Source organism: Hufsiella arboris, assembly GCF_009834875.1.
Classification (GTDB): Bacteria; Bacteroidota; Bacteroidia; order Sphingobacteriales; family Sphingobacteriaceae; genus Hufsiella_A; species Hufsiella_A arboris.
Genome location: NZ_WVHT01000006.1, coordinates 21,886 through 43,421, shown reverse-complemented (window position 1 = coordinate 43,421; position 21,536 = coordinate 21,886). Strand labels below are relative to the sequence as shown.

The 21,536-nt window shown below is 43.3% G+C and carries 15 protein-coding genes; 6 read left to right on the top strand and 9 right to left on the bottom strand.

Annotated elements, in window-relative coordinates; genetic code table 11:
* Positions 1–44: 44 nt before the first annotated feature.
* Entirely contained in the window at positions 45–2,426 is a 2,382-nt protein-coding gene (locus tag GS399_RS13255) for an ABC transporter permease (RefSeq protein ID WP_160845131.1), read from the bottom strand.
* 268 nt (positions 2,427–2,694) lie between these two features.
* Here GS399_RS13255 and GS399_RS13250 point away from each other — a divergent pair, with 268 nt between their 5' ends.
* Together GS399_RS13250 and GS399_RS13245 are read left to right on the top strand one after the other, a co-directional pair.
* Positions 2,695–3,927: a sugar MFS transporter gene (locus GS399_RS13250; protein WP_160845130.1), complete on the top strand. Its 1,233-nt coding sequence runs from the start codon at positions 2,695–2,697 to the stop codon at positions 3,925–3,927.
* An 811-nt stretch (positions 3,928–4,738) separates the two neighbouring features.
* On the top strand, positions 4,739–5,653 hold the full coding sequence (locus tag GS399_RS13245; RefSeq protein WP_160845129.1) for a hypothetical protein: 915 nt from the start codon (positions 4,739–4,741) through the stop codon (positions 5,651–5,653).
* Between the two features lie 336 nt (positions 5,654–5,989).
* On the opposite strand, the gene GS399_RS13240 is transcribed toward GS399_RS13245, so the two are convergent.
* From GS399_RS13240 to GS399_RS13230, 3 genes are read right to left on the bottom strand one after another with little or no spacing between them, the layout of a single operon-like run.
* A complete protein-coding gene (locus tag GS399_RS13240; protein WP_160845128.1) occupies positions 5,990–6,214 on the bottom strand; it encodes a hypothetical protein in 225 nt (74 codons plus the stop codon).
* A gap of 1 nt (position 6,215) precedes the next feature.
* Positions 6,216–6,800 carry a hypothetical protein gene (locus tag GS399_RS13235; RefSeq protein WP_160845127.1) on the bottom strand — a complete coding sequence of 195 codons (585 nt, stop codon included), beginning with the start codon at positions 6,798–6,800 and terminating at the stop codon, positions 6,216–6,218.
* Positions 6,784–7,263, bottom strand: coding sequence for an RNA polymerase sigma factor (locus tag GS399_RS13230; RefSeq protein ID WP_202409461.1), 480 nt, complete (start codon positions 7,261–7,263; stop codon positions 6,784–6,786). Before GS399_RS13230 ends, GS399_RS13235 begins: the two co-directional genes overlap by 17 nt.
* 550 nt (positions 7,264–7,813) lie before the next feature.
* Between GS399_RS13230 and GS399_RS13225 the strand changes: the two genes are divergently transcribed.
* From GS399_RS13225 to GS399_RS13215, 3 genes are all read left to right on the top strand, one after another.
* Complete coding sequence (locus tag GS399_RS13225) at positions 7,814–8,014, top strand: hypothetical protein (protein ID WP_160845126.1); 201 nt, start codon at positions 7,814–7,816, stop codon at positions 8,012–8,014.
* Positions 8,015–8,470: 456 nt separating this feature from the next.
* The gene (locus GS399_RS13220) at positions 8,471–8,935 is read left to right on the top strand and encodes a VOC family protein (protein WP_160845125.1); all 465 of its coding nucleotides are present in this window, start codon (positions 8,471–8,473) and stop codon (positions 8,933–8,935) included.
* A 358-nt stretch (positions 8,936–9,293) separates the two neighbouring features.
* The gene (locus GS399_RS13215; RefSeq protein ID WP_160845124.1) at positions 9,294–9,974 is read left to right on the top strand and encodes a DinB family protein; all 681 of its coding nucleotides are present in this window, start codon (positions 9,294–9,296) and stop codon (positions 9,972–9,974) included.
* A gap of 111 nt (positions 9,975–10,085) precedes the next feature.
* Here GS399_RS13215 and GS399_RS13210 read toward each other — a convergent pair whose 3' ends face one another.
* From GS399_RS13210 to GS399_RS13200, 3 genes are all read right to left on the bottom strand, one after another.
* The gene (locus GS399_RS13210) at positions 10,086–11,984 is read right to left on the bottom strand and encodes a serine hydrolase domain-containing protein (protein WP_160845123.1); all 1,899 of its coding nucleotides are present in this window, start codon (positions 11,982–11,984) and stop codon (positions 10,086–10,088) included.
* Between the two features lie 83 nt (positions 11,985–12,067).
* Positions 12,068–12,994: a hypothetical protein gene (locus GS399_RS13205; RefSeq protein ID WP_160845122.1), complete on the bottom strand. Its 927-nt coding sequence runs from the start codon at positions 12,992–12,994 to the stop codon at positions 12,068–12,070.
* A gap of 10 nt (positions 12,995–13,004) precedes the next feature.
* On the bottom strand, positions 13,005–13,667 hold the full coding sequence (locus GS399_RS13200) for a hypothetical protein (protein ID WP_160845121.1): 663 nt from the start codon (positions 13,665–13,667) through the stop codon (positions 13,005–13,007).
* A gap of 495 nt (positions 13,668–14,162) precedes the next feature.
* Between GS399_RS13200 and GS399_RS13195 the strand changes: the two genes are divergently transcribed.
* Positions 14,163–14,714 (top strand): REP-associated tyrosine transposase, encoded by a 552-nt coding sequence (locus tag GS399_RS13195; protein ID WP_160845120.1) that lies wholly within the window; start codon positions 14,163–14,165, stop codon positions 14,712–14,714.
* Positions 14,715–15,389: 675 nt separating this feature from the next.
* On the opposite strand, the gene GS399_RS13190 is transcribed toward GS399_RS13195, so the two are convergent.
* Positions 15,390–16,502: a helix-turn-helix domain-containing protein gene (locus GS399_RS13190; protein WP_160845119.1), complete on the bottom strand. Its 1,113-nt coding sequence runs from the start codon at positions 16,500–16,502 to the stop codon at positions 15,390–15,392.
* Positions 16,503–17,955: 1,453 nt separating this feature from the next.
* Positions 17,956–21,417: an ABC transporter permease gene (locus GS399_RS13185; protein ID WP_160845118.1), complete on the bottom strand. Its 3,462-nt coding sequence runs from the start codon at positions 21,415–21,417 to the stop codon at positions 17,956–17,958.
* Positions 21,418–21,536: the final 119 nt, after the last annotated feature.

Sequence of the window (21,536 nt, the reverse complement as noted above, 5' to 3'; positions counted from 1 at the left end):
GCGAAAGTGCTCCGGAAATTATCGCATGTTTCTATATTCGTCAATTAATCCGCTTTCAAGCTTTTGACGGGATTCATGATTGCAGCTTTTAAGCTTTGGTAACTGACCGTTAACAATGTGATCACTATTGTACCGACGCCCGTAATGGCAAATATCCACCAGGACAGTTCTGTATGATAAACATAACGGCCGACCCAGTTGTACATCAAATACCAGGCGATCGGCGAAGCGATTATCAGGGAAATAACTACCAACACCACAAAATCCATTGACAGCATACGCCAGAGGTTAAATGTTGATGCTCCCAGTATTTTGCGGACACCAATTTCCTTGATACGTTGTTCGGCAACAAATATCGCCATACCAAATATACCCATGCAGCTGATAAATATCGCCAGCACAGAAAAGATGCCTGCTAATGTTCCGATCTTTTGTTCATCGGCAAATTTCTTTTGGTATTCCTGGTCTGCGAACCGGAAATCTAAAGGTTCTGCCGGTGCGTATTGTTTCCAGATTCCCTGTATTTTATTAATCGCCGTATTTGCGCTGAGCCGCGGGTTAATCCGGATGATCAGGAAATTTCCCGGTTTAGTGTCCATTAAGAATATGGTTTGTTTAGCCGGTTCGTATGGAGATGACATGACCATGTTTTTGATTACACCTGCTACTTGGTACTTCTTACCCCACCAATCAATAGTTTCTCCGACGGGATGTTTCAAGCCCATATAAGTAACGGCGGCTTCATTCAAGATAACCGAAGAAGAATCTGCGGCAGATGCCGCAAAATCACGGCCTTGTGTTAATTGCCAGCCTACCGTTTCTCCATAAGAAGTATTGACTCCGACCATGCCGAACTCGTCATTCATTTGCGGGTCTTTGCCCGACCATTTCAAGCCGCCGACACCACCAAATATACCAGTAGTCGAACTGCTGGACTCTGTAATGTTAACAATGGCACCGCTATTAATCAAATCATTGCGAAAGGCCTCAAATTGTTTATGAATTGTTCCTGAATTAACTTCTATGGTAATTAAACCGTTCCTGTTATAACCAACTGCCCGGTTTTGGGAATAATGGATCTGTTTAAAAATGATGACGGTGCCTATGATCAGGATAATCGAAACGGCGAACTGCATTACCACCAGCATCTGCCGGGGCAGCTTTGAAAAACGCCCGACTTTGACGGCGCCTTTTAACACCTTGACCGGGTTAAAGGAAGATAAATATAGCGCTGGGTAAGTACCCGCCAGCAATCCGGCAAAAGTGCTGAAACTTAAACAAAGCAGCCAAAACAAGGGATTGCCCCATGGTATGTTGATTTGTTTGCCGGCTACCTCGTTAAATAAAGGTAGCGCCAACCAGGCAAATACAATAGCAAACAGAAAGGATAATAAAGAAACAGCGATGGATTCCGTAAAAAATTGCATGATCAGCTGACTACGAAGCGAGCCTACCGCTTTTCGAACCCCAACCTCCCGCGCCCGCTTTTCACTTCTGGCTGTGCTCAGGTTCATAAAGTTAATACACGCCAGCAGTAATACAAATACTCCAATTAGCCCAAATAGCCAAATATAAGTGATTTGGCCGCCGGTATTAACGCCGTTTTTATACTCGGCATACAGGTGCCAGCGACTCATGGGTTGTAACAGGATTACCGGCTTGAACTTTGCACTGCCCTGGTCGACCCTGTGCAATTTAGCATCTTTGATCTGTGAGGAAACAGTGTTTACGTCGGCATTATCATTTAGCCGTACATAAAGCAGGTAGGAGTTATTGCCCCAGTCGGTATCTGCCTTTTTAAGATTAGGGTCAGCGGCGTAATAGAGCTGCCAAGCTGCGATAAAGGCCAAGTCATTAAAGCTTGAATTTTTAGGTAAATCATCATAAACTCCGCTGATCTTAACCGGCATTTTATTGTCAAGTTTTAGCATTTTCCCTGTGGGATCAACATTGCCATACAGTGCCCTGGCTGTTGTAGCGGCTAAAAGCACGGAAGATGGATCATTCAATCCCTTCCTGGTTCCTCGGATCATATGCAGGCTTAACAACTCAGGCGCTTCGGGCTGCATAAAACTCCCGGTTTTGAGCAGCTGTTTATCACCGCTATTCAGAATGTGATTCCAGGTACCGGATGCCAGCACCACATTTTTAAAATTATTTTTATACGTCGTGCGTAATTCGGCAGCTAAGGGAACGGGTATGTTTTCATTGGTATTGATCGTCCCGCTGATCGTCTTGCTTTGCATCACCCTGGCCACATGGTCATAATGTTCGTTATATTTATTGAACGAAAGCTCATTATTGATCCAAAGGCCGATCAGTAAAGCGACCGCCATCCCGACCGCTAAGCCGCTGATATTGATAAACGAAGTCGATTTTTTCGTTAAGATATTCCGCCAGGCAGTTTTCAGATAGTTCTTAATCATAGCTTATAAATACGTGTTTTAACCGGGCTAAAAGAATGCTAAAAAATTAAATCGCTGAAAATCAATAAATAACGCATGGTCCGAGCTGAGTAATTGTATCGAAAACGAACGTACACCGTGCGAAACTGTTGCATCATTTGTCAAACCAGCTGCGCTAACCCGTAAATTCTCGTGTTTTAAACTTGTTGAAATTCGATATAAAATATCTACTTTGGTTAAGTCGAGCCGCTTGGAATTGACGACTATCCAATAACCTATTTATAAATGTATGTTACAGAAAGCAAAATTTACTGAGAAGAAATTTTTAATTACAATGATTTTTGTCACTTCCCTTTTTATGTTTTGGGGCGTTGCAATTTCACTGGGTGATGTTTTAAACCGGCATTTCCAGGCGGTTTTGAATGTGTCGAAAGCCCAGTCCGGACTCGTTCAATTTTCCATCTTCGGCGCTTATTTTATCATGGGAATACCCGCAGGATTATTCATGAAGCGGTTCGGGTATAAAAACGGTGTGCTGCTGGGATTGTCACTTTTTGCACTGGGCGCGTTCCTTTTTGTTCCTGCTGCAAACACCCAATCATTCAGTTTTTTCAGGATTGCACTGTTTATCCTGGGTTGCGGTTTGTCAACGCTCGAAACGGTGGCGCATCCATTTGTGGCATCATTGGGAGATCAGCGGACCAGTGATCAGCGGATAAATTTTGCGCAGTCGTTTAACGCGCTCGGGACCATCGTCGGGCCGGCGATCGGATCATTATTTATTTTCGGTGGGAGTGAGGGCGTTGGACTGGATAAAATAAAAACCCTTTATATCATTATCGGAACGGTTATTTTACTGGTCGCCTTGTCATTTACCTTTGTTAAGGTACCCGAAACAACTGATCCGCATGCTGTTGTGCCAGACACAAATGATCCTGAAGCTCTGAATGTAGATTTTGCCCCCTCAAAGAAACTCTACCAGCACCGGCATTTTGTATGGGCGGCGATCGCTCAGTTATTTAATGTCGCGGCGCAGGGGGGAACCTGGGCGTTTTTTATCAATTATGGCCACGAAAAAATGGGCTTTACAGATGCCGTCGCTGCCGGATATATGACCATTTTTATGTTTATGATGCTTGCCGGCCGTTTCATCGGTACTTTACTCATGCGCTTTATCGCGCCAAATAAATTGCTGGCGGCATTCGCACTTGGTAATATCGTGATGTGCCTGATCGTTGCCCAAAGCATGGGTTGGGTATCGTATATCGCGCTTATTATGATTAATTTCTTTTTCAGCATTATGTTCCCAACGATCTTCAGCCTTGGTTTGAAGCACCTTGGAAAACAAACGCAGCAGGCTTCCTCATTCATTTCGATGGGAGTTGTTGGAGGCGCTATTTTTCCGTTGATCATGGGGTCCGTAGCGAATCATGACGTCGCTAAAGCTTACTATTTGCCAATAATTTGCTATACGGTCATATTTTTATTTGGCGCTTATTTTTATAAAGTAAAGCACGACTAAAACGCCGCTCATCAACTATTGACTATCATTTGAAATTAAAAATGCACTGCGTTGCGAAGCGGATAAAGCAGTTCCGCCGGCGGCCTGCTGGCTGGTTTCACTACCGTACCGATTGGAACTTGAGTGTCTGGCACGGGGTTTTTAGTGCAATGTCCGTTCGTCTTAAACCGGATTGCAATGGATACCGGCCTTTGGTTAATGCCTGAAGGCGTATGAATGAAAAGCCGGGCTGCTGTTAATGGAAATACAGTATTTGCTTTTCAAAATTAATTTAAAATGAGATGACCTTACCATTTTTCTAAGACGCGTATGAAGTGTAAATGATATAATATATACAGACCATTTAATCCAAAACACCTGCTTTTATAAGGTAACGCACGACTAAGAAAACTATTTGTCATATCTGAAAATGTACTGCAGTGCCAATCGGATAAAGCAGTCCCGTTTTCCGCTGTAGTTTTTGCATCAGCGGATCTGCCCAATGAAAGTTTATACAAGCAAAAAGCTGCCGCTTCAACCGGGTTTAAAATGAACGTCACAGCTTCAAAACCGGCCGGAATGAAGCGTACGGTTGTCCAGGATAAGGACTAGCAGCTAACGCGGAACAGGCTATAACAGCAGCAATAGCTTTGCGCTTCAAATAATTTGAAGATCTGTTTTTCTCGAATGCACGGCAATGCAGGTTATTATATTTGTCTTGTTACTCGCTATAGCTTTGCATGCGGATTGGAAAGCATTTTTTCTTCCTACTTTACACAAGCAGCTAATTTTTTTCAAATTCAGGGTCAAAAAGCTATCTTTCGGCAGTCCAATGATCCGATATCTCTTTTTCCTGCTAAACGCGTTAATACTATTTTCCTGCAAGCCGAGGTCTACTGTTTTTCCCAACGGCAAGCCTTCTTTCGAAATCGTTAAAGGCAAGCATTTTATCGAAGTTAGCCGGCGCTTTCCTGGCGGATTATCTTTCAATAAAGATGGTTACATGCTGAAACCGGAATGGGACCTGTTCATCCTGAACGACAGCACCGTAAGAATTTACAGCCCGTTTGAAAAGGCTTATGTGAACTACCCGTATTTCTTTGACCATGATTCGGTCTTCAATATGGCGCGTACCTGGCTGAGGCTAAAATACCTGACGAAGGACAGCATGATGTTCCAGATCCTGCGTGTGGCGAATAAGGAGATCTCTCGTACACGATCTAACGCTTATATGAAATTCTATTCCGAATCATATATTAACGATTCGCTTCATACTACGGCCCAGAAGTTGAAACAACCACCTGCAGCAGATTCGCTGTATATCCGCCAGCGTACGATGCAGGCCGCTAAAATTCCCGACAGCGCATTTATAGCGATCGAACCTGTTACCCTGACCAGTAAAAGCCCGATCATCCGGGTGGAAAAAATATTGCCGGAAACCGGTCCGCTCAGCGATGACAAAACCAGCGACTTTTACCTCCTCCCGGAATTTAAGATCATGATCAGCAAAGCCTACCGGGATTTCCACTACGAGTTTTCGGTGTTCGTTGACGCGAAGGGTGTCATGCATTTCAACCGTTCAGAGATTATGCTGTCGGATGATTTCGCTGAACATTACCAGGAGATCATGAAAGGTGTAATGAGCGTTTACCTGCAGAATCTGCTAACGATCACCCCGGGCAAAACGCTGGGGATTCCGCATACCAGCATGATCATTGTTGACGTAACCGGAAAGAAGCAAGGCTGAAGGGCCGATGTTGTTGCCAAACCGTTCGCCTCTCGTTTTTGCAGCAACGTTCAACAACCGCTGCCATTCACACAGCTCTTCGCTGCCCTCACGCTATCAGCATGAACTTTTAGCTGAAGATCGGTGAAGCCGGCGGCTGTTATTCATCTGTGATTTATTAATTTTTAAAGGCATGAATGGTCTCCCTGCGGCCGGCATGGTTCTTTCCATGCTGAAGGAAAGAACTAGGGCTGCCCGCCTATGAGGGCAAAGGATGTCATAAAGTCAACCGGGCTTGGTTATGAAAATCCGTATCTACTAAACCAATAGGGTACAATAATATTAACCGCAAGGGGGTTATATATCGTGAAGCTTAGTAGATAAAAAACATCCAGTTTCCCGCCTGCTCCGTCGTATGCCGACCAAAGCAATTACCTCGAGCATGAGTCCAAGGCCGTTGAGAAAACCTTTTAAAAAGTCAGGCATTAGAAGATAACGGCCAACAACGGACGTTAGCGAGGTCATGAGCAACCCGATGATTAATAAGATTACAGAGCGTTTTGAAAGATTGTTGCGTTTCATATTAGTTAAGTTGTTTTGATATATTTTCCAGTCGTTTCCGCGTAGCTTCAAGTTTTTCAGCATCCCGTTTGAACATGCGCGGCCGCACGACGAACCACATTATGCCGAGATATGAAAAAAGCGCCGCATACATACAGGCCAGCCACAGCAGGTGCCGGGAACCAGGCTCATACAGATATAAAATGAGGCCTATAGAACAAAGCAGCAGAATGGCCACCATCGTTTTTTTGTAATAGAATTCCTGGTTCCGCCGGGTTTGCTCAATAAAGGCAAGGAATTCCAGGTTGCTGCAATCATCAAGTTCATAAAAGCGCTTAAGCGATCTGAAATTCGTAAATGCAAGCAACAGTCCAGAAGCGGCCATTAATCCGCCGCCAATATAGGTCGTGATAAATTTAAAGTGCATGACGGCCAACACGGCCATGATCAGGCACGACAATAAACACGACATAACGATGACCAGCCATTTTTTTCTCAGCTTCTGACTCCTGAATTTTTTCACAATCCGCTTCATTTCATCCGGATCAGGCAAGCCGTCAGTTTTCGCCGACAGCCAAATCGTTCTCAGATCATCTAAATTGTTCATTTGCCTTAAATTTTTGAGTGAGTTTTTCTTTTATCCGGTGAATCCTTACTCGTACATTCCCGCTGCTCAGTCCTACTATTTCCGCTATCGACAATTGCGGCAGCCCCTCCAGCTCAAGTGAAATAATGACCCGGTCCGTTTCCTGTAATCCGGCGATGCATTGATAAAGAAAAGTTAACTTTTCTTCGGGTGATTCTTCCTGTGTTTCAGTCAGATCAAAGGGCAATTCCGCGGCAGGCATGCGTTTAGCGACTTCAATAGCGCGAAGGCAATGATTGGTCGCTATCCGGAATATCCAGGTACTGATGTGTGACTCGTTGCGAAATCCTGGCAGGCTTTTCCAAACCGATACAAATGTCTCCTGCACCAGGTCTTTAGCCTGGTCACGGTTATTCGTGTAGCCTAAACATACGCGGAATATCTGCGGCGAGTACTGTTTATACAGGTCTTCGAATGCAATCATAGGTCAGTTGAACCATTATATTCATCATTTTGGCCGGTTAGATACAGTCGTTTGAAAAATGTTACAATAGTATAATTACAGGAATGTAAGCCAAGGTCGTTACCTTAATAGGAAATAAAAAATTATCTTATTGAAACCTCAGGGTACGGCATTTTTAAAATCAGACACACTCAGATTAACTGCGTCGGAACATGCGTTCGAGAGATTTACCGACAATTTTCGACAACGGTTCAGATGCCGCGGCTTTTTGAGTTATCTTTTCAGCTGAAGGCAGCTTTAGCACTGTTGAAAAACAATGAATAAATTATTAAAACGTGAATAGGACCGCCGGCGATGAGGGCAAATGATTAATGAACCTCAGTCGGGCTCATTGCCGCCCGATAGCTAGCCCGTTATTCAAGCATCTATATTTTTAAAGGTGTTCATGGTCTCCCTGCGGTCGGCATTGTCTTGAAACAAAGTGCCGAAAAAGTCAAGGCTTCAAATTTTTGTTACTAAAAACCCGTTGATCCGGCTGGCGCAATCAGAGCCGCAGAAATGAAACTGCTTTATGGCCGATTCTGCTACGCTCGCTGATCGCTTGACTTTTACCCGGTTTGGGCATTCTTACAAAGCCGCATCACCGTGTTTCCTTAACGCCACAAACGCCGGTCGGGGCAGTGCCGATAATATCAGTAGTTCCATCAATCAGCGGCAGGAAGCAAACGCCCATAACACCACAGCTCTTTCCCAAGCACGAACCGGCCTCTGAAAATTTGGAAGTAAAGACCAATAAATTGTATGCAGTTCCTTTCGAATCCGCACAGGCATCAGCGTTTTCCGCGAGTGTTGTACAAACGCTCAGTTTGCAATTCCATTCCCACGGCTCGGAACATGCGCCAAAACAATTTATCAGGTATTTACGACAAAGATTCAGCAGCCTTGAACTTTTGTTTCTTTTCTTTCAAGAGAAAAGAAATAGGCCTACCCGGCCATGAGGGCAAAACGTATTCATGAATGTAAGAGAGTGCTCTGATGAGTGGTTTTTTGCAATCATTGAACGTCAGCCGGTTGGAATGGTAGCTTAAGCTTTTTAATACGAGAAAGTTTGTAACTTTCGTTAGCCTTATCATCCAAATACAAAATATCAGATCATAATCAGCCAGATAACTTCGATAACGCAGCCAATACCATAGTTTCAAATGACATCAGTAAAAACATTAAAATTATGACTATTCAAAAAATTACACCCTATTTGTGGGTAGAAAAAGACGCCAAAGCTGTAGCAGATTACTACTTATCCATTTTTAAAGACGGTAAGCTGAAAGATTTTCGCAAGTTCGATAGCGACGAAAGTGGAAATGATGCAGGCATAGAAACAGCTGTAATTGAAATAGCAGGAATGGAGTTTAGCATATTAGCTGCAGGTCCGCTATTCAAATTTAATGAAGCAGTTTCCTTTGTTATCAATACAAAAGACCAGGCTGAAACCGATTATTATTGGGAAGCCCTTACTAAAAATGGTGGAGAGGAGGGCTCTTGCGGATGGTGTAAGGATAAATATGGATTATCATGGCAAGTGGTACCAACTGAATATTTTGAATTAATCCACAGCGATGACCCAGTAGTAAGGGATAAAGCAATGAAGAACACGTTGACGCAGAAAAAATTGATTTTGTCAGAGCTCAAATAAACTAAATTATTGACTATACAGACAAAGTTGAATTTGCTCTTCGATATGTTTCGCAGGGAATCTCGAAGATAGATAATACGGATTCCAAATCTCCTTAAACTGGCTCAAGTTTCAGTTTTCGGCGTTGCAATGGGTAACTAAATAAACAGAAGATTTCAGTCATCCTACGGAAGATTGAAACCGGGTGGGGTATGCATATAACAGTTTTGATCGCTCGTTTTATCCCCTTAACTGAATAACTTAACATCTGGTGAAAACACGAACCGAGGCGGATGAACTTTCGGCACGTCCAAATCCACCCATCAGATTGTCTAAATGGAACCTATCGGAGCCGCTATCTGAGTAATATCTTTGGTGTATGAAAACAGTCGCGACTTGCCTGATCACAGCGGCATTCATTATAACTGGCGTTAATGGCCATGCAAACCACAAAAATATAAACCACCAAACAAGGAAAACGATGACTACCACACAATCTTCAAGCAAACAAGGCACCCTTACAGCTTCCGAAAGAGATTTTGCCAGCCGCTTTTTAAAAGAAACCGGATCGATGGTATTCGCTTCGGTAAAAGATTTCACTCAGGCGCAATTGACATTTAAACCGGCGACCGGTAAATGGAGTATAGAAGAATGCATTAAGCATATTGCGGCTGCAGAGAAGGAGCTTTGGGCAATGGTGGACGCCTCGTTAAAACAGCCGGCAAATCCGGAGCAAAGAGCCGGAATCAAGTTCAGTGACGAGGAACTGATCAGGGCTGTCGAAGATCATTCACACAAAACGAAAACCTTTGCAGCATTGGAACCGGCCAATTCTCCTTATGCAACCGTGTCTGAAGCTCTTGCGGCGTTTAAAGCAAATCGCGAAAAGCTGGTCGCCTTTGTCGAAAGTACCCAGGCCGATCTGCGCAATCACGTATCGGTACTTCCTGTTGGTACTTATGATGCTTATCAGTTCATTTTACTGATTTCAGCTCACAGTAACCGGCATACTCAACAGATTGAGGAAATAAAAGCCAGCTCAGGTTTTCCAAAGCGTTGAGATCATACCGTTACTCGTTTAAGGGTTCAGCACAGCGCCCGATAGCCGCTCAGAGTTTGATTCCATAAAAAGGTTTAAGCCACCCTTCGGTGACTTAAACCAGTTGGGACATTACAAATTCCAGACACAAATGCCAATCCAGCCATGCACTGCCAGATAAAAAGCGAAGCAACCTAAAACACCGAGATTAAAGCATAACATGCCCTTGATACCCCAGCTTCGAAGACTATTCCATTTACGGTATAATAGAAATATCGCGTAGAAAATATATACAGCGAAGCCTAGTGAGCCAAAAAAGATGGTACCAGAAGAAATATTAAAATCATTATATAAAAGCTTATTTGTTTCGTCTGTTACGGATAGTGTGCGATATGCGAGAAATCCTGAAATAAATGCAAGTATTGGAAAGAAAACCGGCCCTCTGACAGCTGGTTTCGAGTTTTTAAACGAGGCTGGAATCAGTGTTATAACAGCAAGAAGTATACTAAGTAAGACTGCTAAAGTTGTCAGGCCGAGGAAAACCTGCTGCATTAATACCGGAAAGTAAGCTGTTTTTTGATAATACTCATTTCGTTCGCCCTGAAAAAATGGGGTACCTTCATCATCCTTACCGAAAACATAATAAGGATCAAGATCATGTTTTCGCTTAAACAACATATTTTTCATCCGGTATAGGGTATCATCCTGTCGACCAAACATCCAATGCACTATCAGCTTGTCTGCGGATTTTTCCACCTTGAAGCCATTAGTAATCTTCTGTAAAAAATTCCACTTACTTCGTTGTGTGTTAAGAAACTGATAGTATCCGAGGTAGGCGTCGGCACTTCTACCTAATGAAATAGGCTGATCTACTTTTGGTAAAGGCAGGTCTAAAGTCAAGTACTCTTCAATCAATTGGGATAGTCGCCACATTCCTTTATAACCATTATTACAAATTGCATAACCTAGTTTATGTTCACGGTTATACAGCACAAGTGAATTAAAGCCGTTATCACCGCCAAAATGACCGCGGAACGTTACTTTAGAGTTATTAGGAAATTTCTCATTTGCAAAACCATAACCTAACTTCAGGCCATTTTTGGCTGCAAGGGTACTATGCACCGTCTCCATTTGCTCCAGGTAGGAGAGCGGAAGCCACCTGGAAGAATCGGTGCGCCAGTCGTTTAGAAAGAAACGTACAAATTTCGCCATGTCCTGAGCATCAGCTTTTAAGGCGCTTCCTGATCCGGTACCTGCAGGGGAATTAAACGGGAAAGGAATTGGATCGCCATTGGAGAAACGGTAACCTATTGCGTAGTTCGTAAGGTCTTGTACTTTCAGTTCACAGTTTGAATCGTGCATGCCAATGGGACTAAGAACGGACTCTTTTATAAAGGAGCTCCAGGACTTTCCACTAAACTTTTCTATTAAATATCCCAGTATTGCATAATCCGGATTGGAATATGACATCCGTTGACCCGGCTTCCATCTTGAAACATAACTGTTCTTAAAGATCATAGCCGCCTCTAAACCCTTATGCTTTTCAGATTTATTGGAATACATGTTATTCAAATGAACATCATCAAAGCCTGCAGTATGTTCAAGCAGATGTACGACCTTAACGGGATTTGTGTCCTCCCATTTGTTTTGAAATTCAATCTCCGGTGCGATTTTTTTCAATTCGTCAGTTAATTTGAATTTACCCTGATGAACCAGTTGAAGGATTCCCATCGCGGTAAACATCTTGGTGACTGAATTTTGGAGGAAAAGAGTCCTCGAACTAACGGGTATCTTATTTTTTACGTCAGCGTAACCTAGTCCACCCGCATATATTGAATCCCCTTTTACAATTGAAATCATCAGACCTGGAATATGTTCTTCCTTCATCACTTCTTTTAGCTTGTGAAGCAGGACGGTCCGTGATTCGGACGGATTCGGGTGATTTTGAGAAACCTGGCCGAACACATTAATGGTAAAAAAGAAAATCAGGCTCGAGATCGAGCGTTTTAAGATTGAAGTCGAAATTTTCATTAACTACGAGATTTATATCAGAAATTTTATGATAGGTTTTAAAGGATCAGGAATTGAAATTAATGCTTCCTGATCCATTGGTTTTAATTCACGGTTCCTTTGTCGAGCCAGTGAATAAGGTTCAATAGAAATTGTACATTTTGATGCGCATCCGGATGGTTGAACCCTCGTTTGGTATCTTTAGTTCCTTCTATCTGAGCGGTGAAACCAGCTCCATCACAAAATATAACAAGACGGCCTTTTCCGTATTTCATAAATGCTCCGTCTGCAAGCCCTAATCCCGAAATACGGGGAACTGAATCGACAATCGGCCAATTCATATCTTCTTCTTTTGCCGGGAGATAGACGGTATATCCTGACCCCAGCGTAGTAAGAATTTGCGCGGGTTGTGGTGGAACAAAAGCGGTTCCTCCCCAAATACGAATGCTGTCGATCACTTTACCCGGAGTTTGAGTAATGACAGATTTTAACAAATTCCCCGTCTTCAGCGAGAAAATTTCTGTCTTCCGGTCATCTCTCTTAGCATAACCGTTGATGATATTAAACCCAAAAGTTTGTGCTAACAGATTAACAGAACCTCCGCAAGGGAAATGATCGGTAACCAAAAACAAGCTTCCGCCGTTTTTTACCCACTCATTTAATGTTTTAATTTCATCGCTTGTATAGGCAGAACTAGTTGGTAAACTCCAGATAGCTGGATTTGATAGTGCATTCACTGATACATAAATCTTCGCGTCAGAAAGCATATTCTTACTAACCGCTGTTTTTGCTGACGTTAATAAATAGCCATCATCAGACAAAAGTTTATTGAAACCCGAATAGTTGTTTTTCAATGAGACGGGATTTCCATGACCTTCATCAAATAAGATCAAAGGACCTTTCTTGTCCTTATATGCAGGAGAGGCGATTTTAGTATGGTAATCAGTGTCGGGCAGGTCCTGGGCGGAAACTGATCCGCCAATGCTCAATAATATGACCAGGAACAACTTGGTTTTCGATAACGTTTTCATAGCCATATTCTTAGTTCAGTTTATTCCATTTATCGTTACCGAAGCATGTCATTTGCTTTACTTGCTCATTTTCCACTACAAAATGTAAAGGAAAAGTCAGCTCATCGTTGAAAAAATCAACCTCCGACCTGGGGTAAAATGACATGTTTTTTCCATCCCACAATTGATGAAGTATTAAGCCTCCTTTTTCTGCAATGACCTCAATGCTCAGCTTAGCGTCTTTCTGAAACTGGTAACGACCTTCAAGCTTTTTCAACTGCTCAATTTCCAAAGCCATTTTTTGCTCAGGATTATAATTCACCTTCCTAAGTAAAATCCGACCGTTTAACATCATTGCGTTGACATCTCCCTTATCTGCTATAAACTTTGCTGTATATCCCTCACTGGTTTCGAATTCAAGCTCCGATTTCCGGATCATTTCATATTGCTTCTTGTCCCATAACTGCGTTGCCATCAGTTTGCCATCCTTTTGATAGAACTGTACGTACGCCACCTGGTTAGGAAATCTGTAGAAACCTTCAAATGAACTTAAAGTGATTTCTGATTTTTTTGAAACGTTGGCCGTCGATTGGGCCCAGGAAGTCTGCATCTGCTGAAATACGAAGATTGCAGAAAAAATTGCCAACCGGATGAAATTCCAATTAGCGTTACTGAGATACGATTTTGCTTTCATAATTAATTTTTATGAAGCAATAGTAGGTTGGCGAGGCTCGAAGTCCGTTCGTTTGTATCCAAACGAACATCTTAACCGAAGATCTCCCTATGAAGGAGTTACTGGGAACGAGATTTTAGATACAGGCTAGGAGTAGCCCTGTAAGTTTTTTGAAGGTAGTGTTAAAAGTAGTTTTGAATTAAACCCCATGCTCGTTTAAGAGTTCAGCCTACTGGCTTAAGTTTCAGGTGCCGGCTTAGCGATAGGTAACTTAAGCCCTGCAAATAAAAGAAAGTTTGTAACTTTCACTAACCTTGTCATCAAAATACAAAATATCGGATCATCAGGATGTTCACTTCATCACTTTCAGTGTTGTCCAGTGGGTGGACGCTTTAAGCAGACCTGCTTTTGCTCGTTTAAGAGTTCAGCGCAGCGCTCTTAAATGATTTAAATGACAACAGGACTCCGTCCGGCTTCTTTTGCAGGAAAAGAGTAAATTGGGTTCTCATTTTCAACATGGCAACAAGATATCGGTTCGGCGATAATACGCGAGTTCATTTCATCACCTGTACAGTAGTTAACTGGATTGATGTATTTAGCAGAGAATGCTATAAAGAAATACTGGTTGAAAGTCTCAGATTTTGTACAAATGAAAAAGGATTACGGTTACATGCCTGGGTGATTATGAGTAACCACGTGCATTTGATTATTTCAGCCAAAGAAGGATTTGAACTCGCGGCCATCGTTCGTGACTTCAAAAAATACACAAGCAGGATGATCATAGCGGCAGTTGAAGAGAACGTCCAAGAAAGTCGCAAAGATTGGCTTATATGGATGTTTAAACGCGCTGGAGCGAGAAACACAAACAACAAGGTCTACCAGTTTTGGCAACAAGATAATCATCCTATAGAATTGAGTACTAATTTGATGCTCGAGCAGCGTCTGAATTACTTACATGAGAATCCGGTTAGAGCGGGTATTGTTTGGAATGCCTGGGATTATAAATACAGCAGTGCCGTTGATTATTGCGGGCAACAGGCGGGTTTAGTGCCGGTTGAACTTTTGTAGTCAGATAGCCGGACAGAGTCCTGGTGCCATAAAAAGATTTAAGTCGCCCTACGGAAGACTTAAACCAGCCTAGCAAAACACAATTTAATTAGAATTTGCGACAAAGATTCAGCAGCCTTGAACTTTTGTTTCTTTTCTTTCAAGAGAAAAGAAATAGGCCTGCCAGGCCATGAGGGTCAAACGTATTTAAATGTTAGAGAGTGTTCTGATGAGCGACTTTTGCAACATTGAATGTTAGCCGGGCTCATTGCCGCCCGATGGCTAGCCACTTTTGTCTTGAAACAAAAGTTGCCAAAAGTTCAAGAAAAGAAACAAGCTTCAGCCGCACAGTCGACGCGTGGCCCGCATTTCTTTTCAGCCCACCGCGCCCGGATTTCACGCCGTCCTGTATGGCGCCAAAGCAGTGCCACGCGATGCAAATACATTAATTTTGCATTGCCAAGCAGATGAAGCGAGTGGAGTAGTAACGATCAATAACCGCTTCCATTCCCACGGTTCTTCGCTGCGCTCTTGCCATCAGCATGAACTTTTAGCTGAAGACCGGTGAAGCCGGCGGTATTTTGGTCCTTTTTTGCTGTAGAAAAAGGACTAGGCCTGCCTGGCTATGAAGGCTAACATAAAAATAAAGTCTTAACTGGTCGTAACGTCTCGCTGCGACCTAATAGTGGATCTTTTCTATAAAGTCATTGATTGAGAACGGGATTTTAGATACTCAGTAGGAGTAAGTCCTGTAAGCTTTTTGAAGGTAGTATTAAAAGTGGTTTTTGAGTTGAACCCTGCATGCGTAGCAATACCGAGCATATCCAGGCTTTTTACCTTTTCTGATTCCAGAAGTGCTTTTGCTTCCTCCACCCGTAATTCATTTATAAACTCGTAAAAATTTTTCCCCAGTCCGTTGTTAAGCACATACGACAAATCCTGAACACCAATCCCTATTTGACCTGACAAAGCTGGCAGGGAAAGCGAAGGATCAAGGTAGAGCTTTTTCTCCCTGGTAACTTTCGTTACCCGTGCCCGAAGCGCCTCCACTTGCTGTACTTCCAACCTCTCAAAAACTTCCTTCGTACTTTGATGATCACTTGAAGGAGCAGATTGCGGAAGTGCTATAGCAAAAATTGGCTGTTGCCGGATTGAATAATAAGCAAGGAATATCATCCCCGAGAAATAGAGCAAAGGAATAAAATTGTTTACGAAACCTCCTTTGTCGGGGATAAACCTTAACAAAATCATCACAAGCGATATCAGCATCAGGTTCTTTAACCAATTCAGATCGATACGTTCAATAGACGATGCTACCTGGAGCAGGTATTTTCTATGAGCAGAAAGCTTCCGAAACGATAAAAGCCAATAAAAGATAAGCTGACCTGTAAAGAAATAACGAAGGATGAATATTAGAAAAGGAAATTCGGGAAGTTGCTGAGGATATCCGAAAAAACCAGGTACGATATATCTCAATGAATATAGAAGATAGCCTAAACTCGGAATAAAATGCACCCAAGCTCTTTTGTTGCTATATTCCGGATCCGTGAAATTTATAATGGCGTAATAAAAGCAGGGCATAACGGCCCACCTGGATAGTTCAAGAAAGTAAACCAGTATTTGAAAACCATTAGACAATCCTGCCTTATCAATGTAAAGCTGGTAAAAAGTACAGGCAAGGCAAAAATAAAACGCACCCAGCCATTTGTTTGCCCCGATGTTTCCCTTGGGTATATCAGATAGAAATAAAAAGCATAGCATTAATGCACTGCCGGCACTTAAAGCGAAATTTAATACGAATGGTTCCATTGGGTTAGCTTTCCAGATCCCAAGTTAATAAACTTACCCGAACTTGTTTAAGTTTCAGGTATCAGCGTTGGGAAGGGTAAATTAAGCCTGATGAGTGACTTTTGCAAACAATGAACGTTAGCCGGGCTCATTGCCGCCCGATGGCTAGCCAGTTATTCACTAGCATTTATTTTTTTATTGGTGTTCATGGTCTCGCTAACGCTCGGCATTGTCTTGAAACAAAAGTTGCCAAAAGTTCAAGAAAAGAAATAAGCTTCAGCCGCACTGTCACACGCTTGGCCCGCATTTCTTTTCAGCCTACCGCGCCCGGACTTCACGCCGTCCTGCTAAGCGCCAAATGAAACAGTGCCAAAATGGAATGCACGATCATTCATCAGCAGCAGGAAACAAGCGCTTATATGATTACAGACCTTTTCCGAAGCACGATCCGGCCTTTGAAGATTTGGAAGTAAAGACCAGTAAATTGTTTGCAGTTCCTTTCAAGTCCGTACAGGCATCAGCGTTTTCCGCGAGTGTTGCGGGTTCTTTCAAATTGCACTTCCATTCCCACGGCTCGGAACATGCGCAAAAAACAATTTATTAGGTATTTACGACAAAGGTTCAGCAGTCGCGGCTTTTTGGGTTACCTTTTCAGCTGAAGGAAAAGGTAAATAGGCCTGCCCGGCTATGAGGGCTAAACTATTTATGAATGTAAGAGAGTGCTCTGATGAGTGGTTTTTGCAAACATTGAAAGTCAGCCGGGCTCATTGCCGCCCGATGGCTAGATACTTTTGTCTTGAAACAAAAGTATCCAAAAGTTCAAGGAAAGAAATAAGCTTCAGCCGCACTGTCACACGCGTGGCCCGCATTTCTTTTCAGCCCATCGCTCCCGGATTTCACGCCTACTTGCATGGCGCCGAATAACGTAATGCCATAACGGAATTGTACAATCATTAATCAGCGGTAGGAAACAAACATTCATTCCAATTCAGTTCCTTTCCGAAGCACGATCCGGCCTTTGAAGATTTGGAAGTAAAGACCTGCTTCGACTCCGCTCAGCATTCAAAATACTTATTGTGCGGTGCCTGTCATGGTGAGCGGAGTCGAACTATGCGCCCAAACAATTTATTGAGGATTTACGACAAAGATTCAGCAGCCGCGGCGTTTTTGGATACTTTTTTTGCTGTAGAAAAAAGTATCTAGGCCTGCCTGGCTATGAAGGCTAAACATTCATGAATGTCAGCGAGCGTTCTGATGAGCGACTTTTGCAAACATTGAATGTTAGCCGGGCTCATTGCCGCCCGATGGCTAGGTACTTTTTCTTGATAAAAAGTACCCAAAAATCAAGAAAAGAAATAAGCTTCAGCCGCACTGTCACACGCTTGGCCCGCATTTCTTTTCAACCCACCGCGCCCGGATTTCACGCCTACCTGCATGACGCAAATGACAAGTCAGTCCTATTCATTCCCTTCTTTCACTCATCACGCAGGCTTTCAACCGGATTAGCCAAGGCCGCTTTGATCGACTGGAAGCTAATAGTTATCAGCGCAATAGCAATGGCCACTATCGCAGCGGCAACCGGCACATACCAATGGATCGTGGTGCGATAAGCGAAATCCTGCAACCATTTTTGCATCGCCCACCAGGCAACTGGCGTTGCGATCAGGATAGAGATCAGCACCAGCTTAACAAAATCTGCAGATAACATACCCGTGATTGTTGAGACGCTGGCGCCTAGTACCTTGCGAATGCCGATCTCTTTCGTTCGTTGTTCGGCGGCGTAAGCAGCCAGGCCGAATAGCCCCAGGCAGGCGATTAATATGGCAAGTGTACTGAAGCATAGGAAAATTGTTCCGGCGCGCTCTTCGGCACGATAACTGGCATCGAAATCAGCATCCATAAAAGAGTAATCGAATTGCTGATTTGGCGAAAACTGCTTCCATTTGTCTTTAATCAAGGAGAGTGCCTTCGAAATATCACTGGTTTTCAGTCGTACGTTAATAGCGCCATTATCTGTAGCATAATATAAAGCCAGCGGCATTACTTCTTCATGAAGCGTGGCAAAGTGAAAATCTTTTACAATACCAATGATGTGATACGGCTGAATTCCGTATGTGTCCCTGTATAACGTTTTGTCTAACGGGCTTTTAGAACCGAGCTTACGAACAAACGCTTCGTTTACGATTATGCCGGCACTATCAGTGCGCATGTCCTCAGAAAAATTACGCCCTGCTAAAAGTTTCAATCCCATCGTGGGAATATAATCTGCATCAACCGGCCAGAATTCAGTTAAGAGGTCTTCTTTAATATCAATCGGCAGCGATGGAAACAGACCTGTTTTTGAGCGGAGTTCACCCGTTGGCTGAAATGAACTCATGGTCACATTCACTACACCCGTCATTTGTCTTAAATCGTTTTTTAACAGATCGGCATTTTTACCCAATACATCCGTGTTTTTAATAACCAATACGTGACTGCGGTCAAAGCCCAGGCTTTTATTGCGAATAAAGGTCAATTGATTGTAGATGACAAGGGTGCTGATGATCAGAAAAATAGATATCGAAAACTGGAAAACCACTAAAAAACTCCTCAGGAAACTGCTTTTGAAACCCTTTGCAATTTTGCCTTTTAATACATCGATGGGCTGAAAAGCGGAAAGGAAAAAAGCGGGATAAGCACCGGCAAGAAAACCAACCACTACCGCTATGATCAGCAAAGCTGGCAATAACCAGGTAACCGCGGTCCAGCTGAGCGCCAACTGCTTTCCCGACAATTGATTAAATAAGGGCAGCAGCAGCAAAGCCATTAATGCCGCGATCGCCGCCGAGACCAGCGTCACCAGCATCGATTCAGCGAGAAATTGTGCAATAAGAAATCTGCGTACAGAACCCAAGACCTTTCTTACACCTACCTCTTTTGCCCGGTTTGAAGAACGGGCCGTACTCAGGTTCATAAAGTTGACACAGGCAATAAGCAGGATAACAGCGGCAATCACTGAAAGTATATAGACATATTGAATATTGCTGCCGGCTTCTAATTGGTATTGCGCATGGTCACGCAAGTGGATATCCGTTACCGGCGTCAAAATCGTCCTCAGGTAATTAACTCCGTTGGTAAAGGCGGCAGGATTATAGCAATTTTTAATTTCGACCGCCGCAATTTGTTTTTCCAACAGGTGTATGTTGGCTCCGGACCGCAACAGCAAATAATTATGCATGCCGCTGTAACCCCAACCGTGCTGAACGCTTTCCGGGCGCGAGCTATACGACAGGAAAAAATCATAATGAAAATGCGATTGTGTTGGGATATCCCTGATAACGCCGGTAATCTTATAACCACTGGTATCGTTAATGGTCAGCACCTGCCCGACAACATCGGTACGATTAAAATATTTTTTTGCAGTGCTTTCGGTAATCACCGCTGAATTCGGGGCATCAAGCGCATTAGCCGGTATGCCTTCGATCATCGGGAGGGTGAAGACCTTAAAAAGCGAAGATTCAGTAAACACGACCTTTTTCTCCTCGATGTTTTCATTCCCTTTACGGATATAAAACTTTAGAGGTGAGAGGAACAACCCCTGGACATCGATCATCCGTGTCATTTGCTGTATATCCGGAAAAGTGTTTTTTATGGCTGCAGGTAAAGGTTCTTCAGAAGTCGCGTATTGATTAGCGTTCCCATTCAGCTTTGCGTCTATGGTGACCCGGTAGATCTGCCCTGCATTTTCATTATATTTATCATAGCTGAGTTCGTCAGTTACGTAGAATACAATCAGTAAACAAGTGGCCAGTCCGACGGAGAGCCCAAACACATTAAGTAAGGTGAAAGCCTTGTTTTTTAGCAGGCTGCGGTAGGCAATCTTAAAATAATTTCCAATCATGATCGTGCGCTTAGCGGTTTCAACAGTCCGTTCAAAAGGGCTTTTCTGACGCAAGCTTACCGGCTTTACCTGGAAGTCGGGTGCCAACTTATGATTTGGCAGTTGTTTTCTCAGGCCATTTTTGTACTCCAAAGGAGTTTTCCCGGTTATCTCTTTGAAAACGCGATGAAAGGTTCTTTCTGAATTGAAACCCGATTCGTAGGCAATGCCCAGCAATGTAAACCGGTCGTAAGCGGGATCACGCATTTTACGCGTTACCTCACGAACCCGAAATTCATTGACGAAATCATTGAAGTTCTTTTCCAGCCCCGCATTGATGATGCGCGACAATTCATGGGGATGCACCAGCAGTTTTACCGCCAGTGTGTTTAAAGTGAGTTCGGCATCTTTATACAAACCATTGGCGGCAACGGCTTCTTTTAATCTCCGTCCTTTCTCCCGTGCGTCCGATCTGTCTGTTAGTACCGGCGTGGCGAGTTCAATACCATTGACTTGGTTCAGTATTGCCTTTGCAGTCATTAATATCAGGGCAAAAGCACCTCCGAAAAAGAAAACAGCATTCAATACAGATAACAGGCATAGTCCGCCAAGCAGGAACAAGGCACGATCCAATTGCCTGAACGCAAATCGCGGCCTGTCCATCAGCACAGGCTGCAGCCTTTTGTAAAAAGACGTGATCAGCCGGTGCGCCAGGTATAAATAAATGATGACCGAAATCGAAATCAGCCAGGCAGGCATCCAGTATCCCGGGAGCAACAGGGAAAAATGCAGCGCATCGGTACGGCTGAATTGATGATCGGGATTTGTTAGTTGCCGGACATAAAAATACAGCAGCGGCCCCAGTGCCGGTAGCAGCAGCGGCGTAAGTCCGCCGGTTTTTAATGTAATCACAACTAAAGCCAGGTTCAGAAACAGGTTAGCGGCTTTGCCGGACTTTTTAGCAAATCCTAAGAGCAACGCAAACGCCAGCCCAACGAACAGGGTTGCCAGGGATGCCAGATCGTACAGGCTGGTATGAAAAAGATGTAAATTCAATGAGGTGTTCGATTCAATCATTGTTCCAGATTAGTAACACTTTGAAAAATAGGAAATTAGAATTTGAGGCTTGTGGAAATTTGTAACAAAAACGAACGGGTGACTGTGCGGTTGTGGAATTAATAAGTGTTATAGCAGCA

Coding starts and splice junctions, on each gene's coding strand:
- GS399_RS13250 (WP_160845130.1), top strand. CDS start 2,695: ATGTTACAGAAAGCAAAATTTACTGAGAAGAAATTTTTAATTACAATG.
- GS399_RS13215 (WP_160845124.1), top strand. CDS start 9,294: ATGAAAACAGTCGCGACTTGCCTGATCACAGCGGCATTCATTATAACT.
- GS399_RS13205 (WP_160845122.1), bottom strand. CDS start 12,994: ATGAAAACGTTATCGAAAACCAAGTTGTTCCTGGTCATATTATTGAGC.
- GS399_RS13200 (WP_160845121.1), bottom strand. CDS start 13,667: ATGAAAGCAAAATCGTATCTCAGTAACGCTAATTGGAATTTCATCCGG.
- GS399_RS13225 (WP_160845126.1), top strand. CDS start 7,814: ATGGCCGATTCTGCTACGCTCGCTGATCGCTTGACTTTTACCCGGTTT.
- GS399_RS13190 (WP_160845119.1), bottom strand. CDS start 16,502: ATGGAACCATTCGTATTAAATTTCGCTTTAAGTGCCGGCAGTGCATTA.
- GS399_RS13185 (WP_160845118.1), bottom strand. CDS start 21,417: ATGATTGAATCGAACACCTCATTGAATTTACATCTTTTTCATACCAGC.
- GS399_RS13235 (WP_160845127.1), bottom strand. CDS start 6,800: ATGAACAATTTAGATGATCTGAGAACGATTTGGCTGTCGGCGAAAACT.
- GS399_RS13245 (WP_160845129.1), top strand. CDS start 4,739: ATGATCCGATATCTCTTTTTCCTGCTAAACGCGTTAATACTATTTTCC.
- GS399_RS13230 (WP_202409461.1), bottom strand. CDS start 7,263: ATGATTGCATTCGAAGACCTGTATAAACAGTACTCGCCGCAGATATTC.
- GS399_RS13220 (WP_160845125.1), top strand. CDS start 8,471: ATGACTATTCAAAAAATTACACCCTATTTGTGGGTAGAAAAAGACGCC.
- GS399_RS13255 (WP_160845131.1), bottom strand. CDS start 2,426: ATGATTAAGAACTATCTGAAAACTGCCTGGCGGAATATCTTAACGAAA.
- GS399_RS13195 (WP_160845120.1), top strand. CDS start 14,163: ATGGCAACAAGATATCGGTTCGGCGATAATACGCGAGTTCATTTCATC.
- GS399_RS13210 (WP_160845123.1), bottom strand. CDS start 11,984: ATGAAAATTTCGACTTCAATCTTAAAACGCTCGATCTCGAGCCTGATT.
- GS399_RS13240 (WP_160845128.1), bottom strand. CDS start 6,214: ATGAAACGCAACAATCTTTCAAAACGCTCTGTAATCTTATTAATCATC.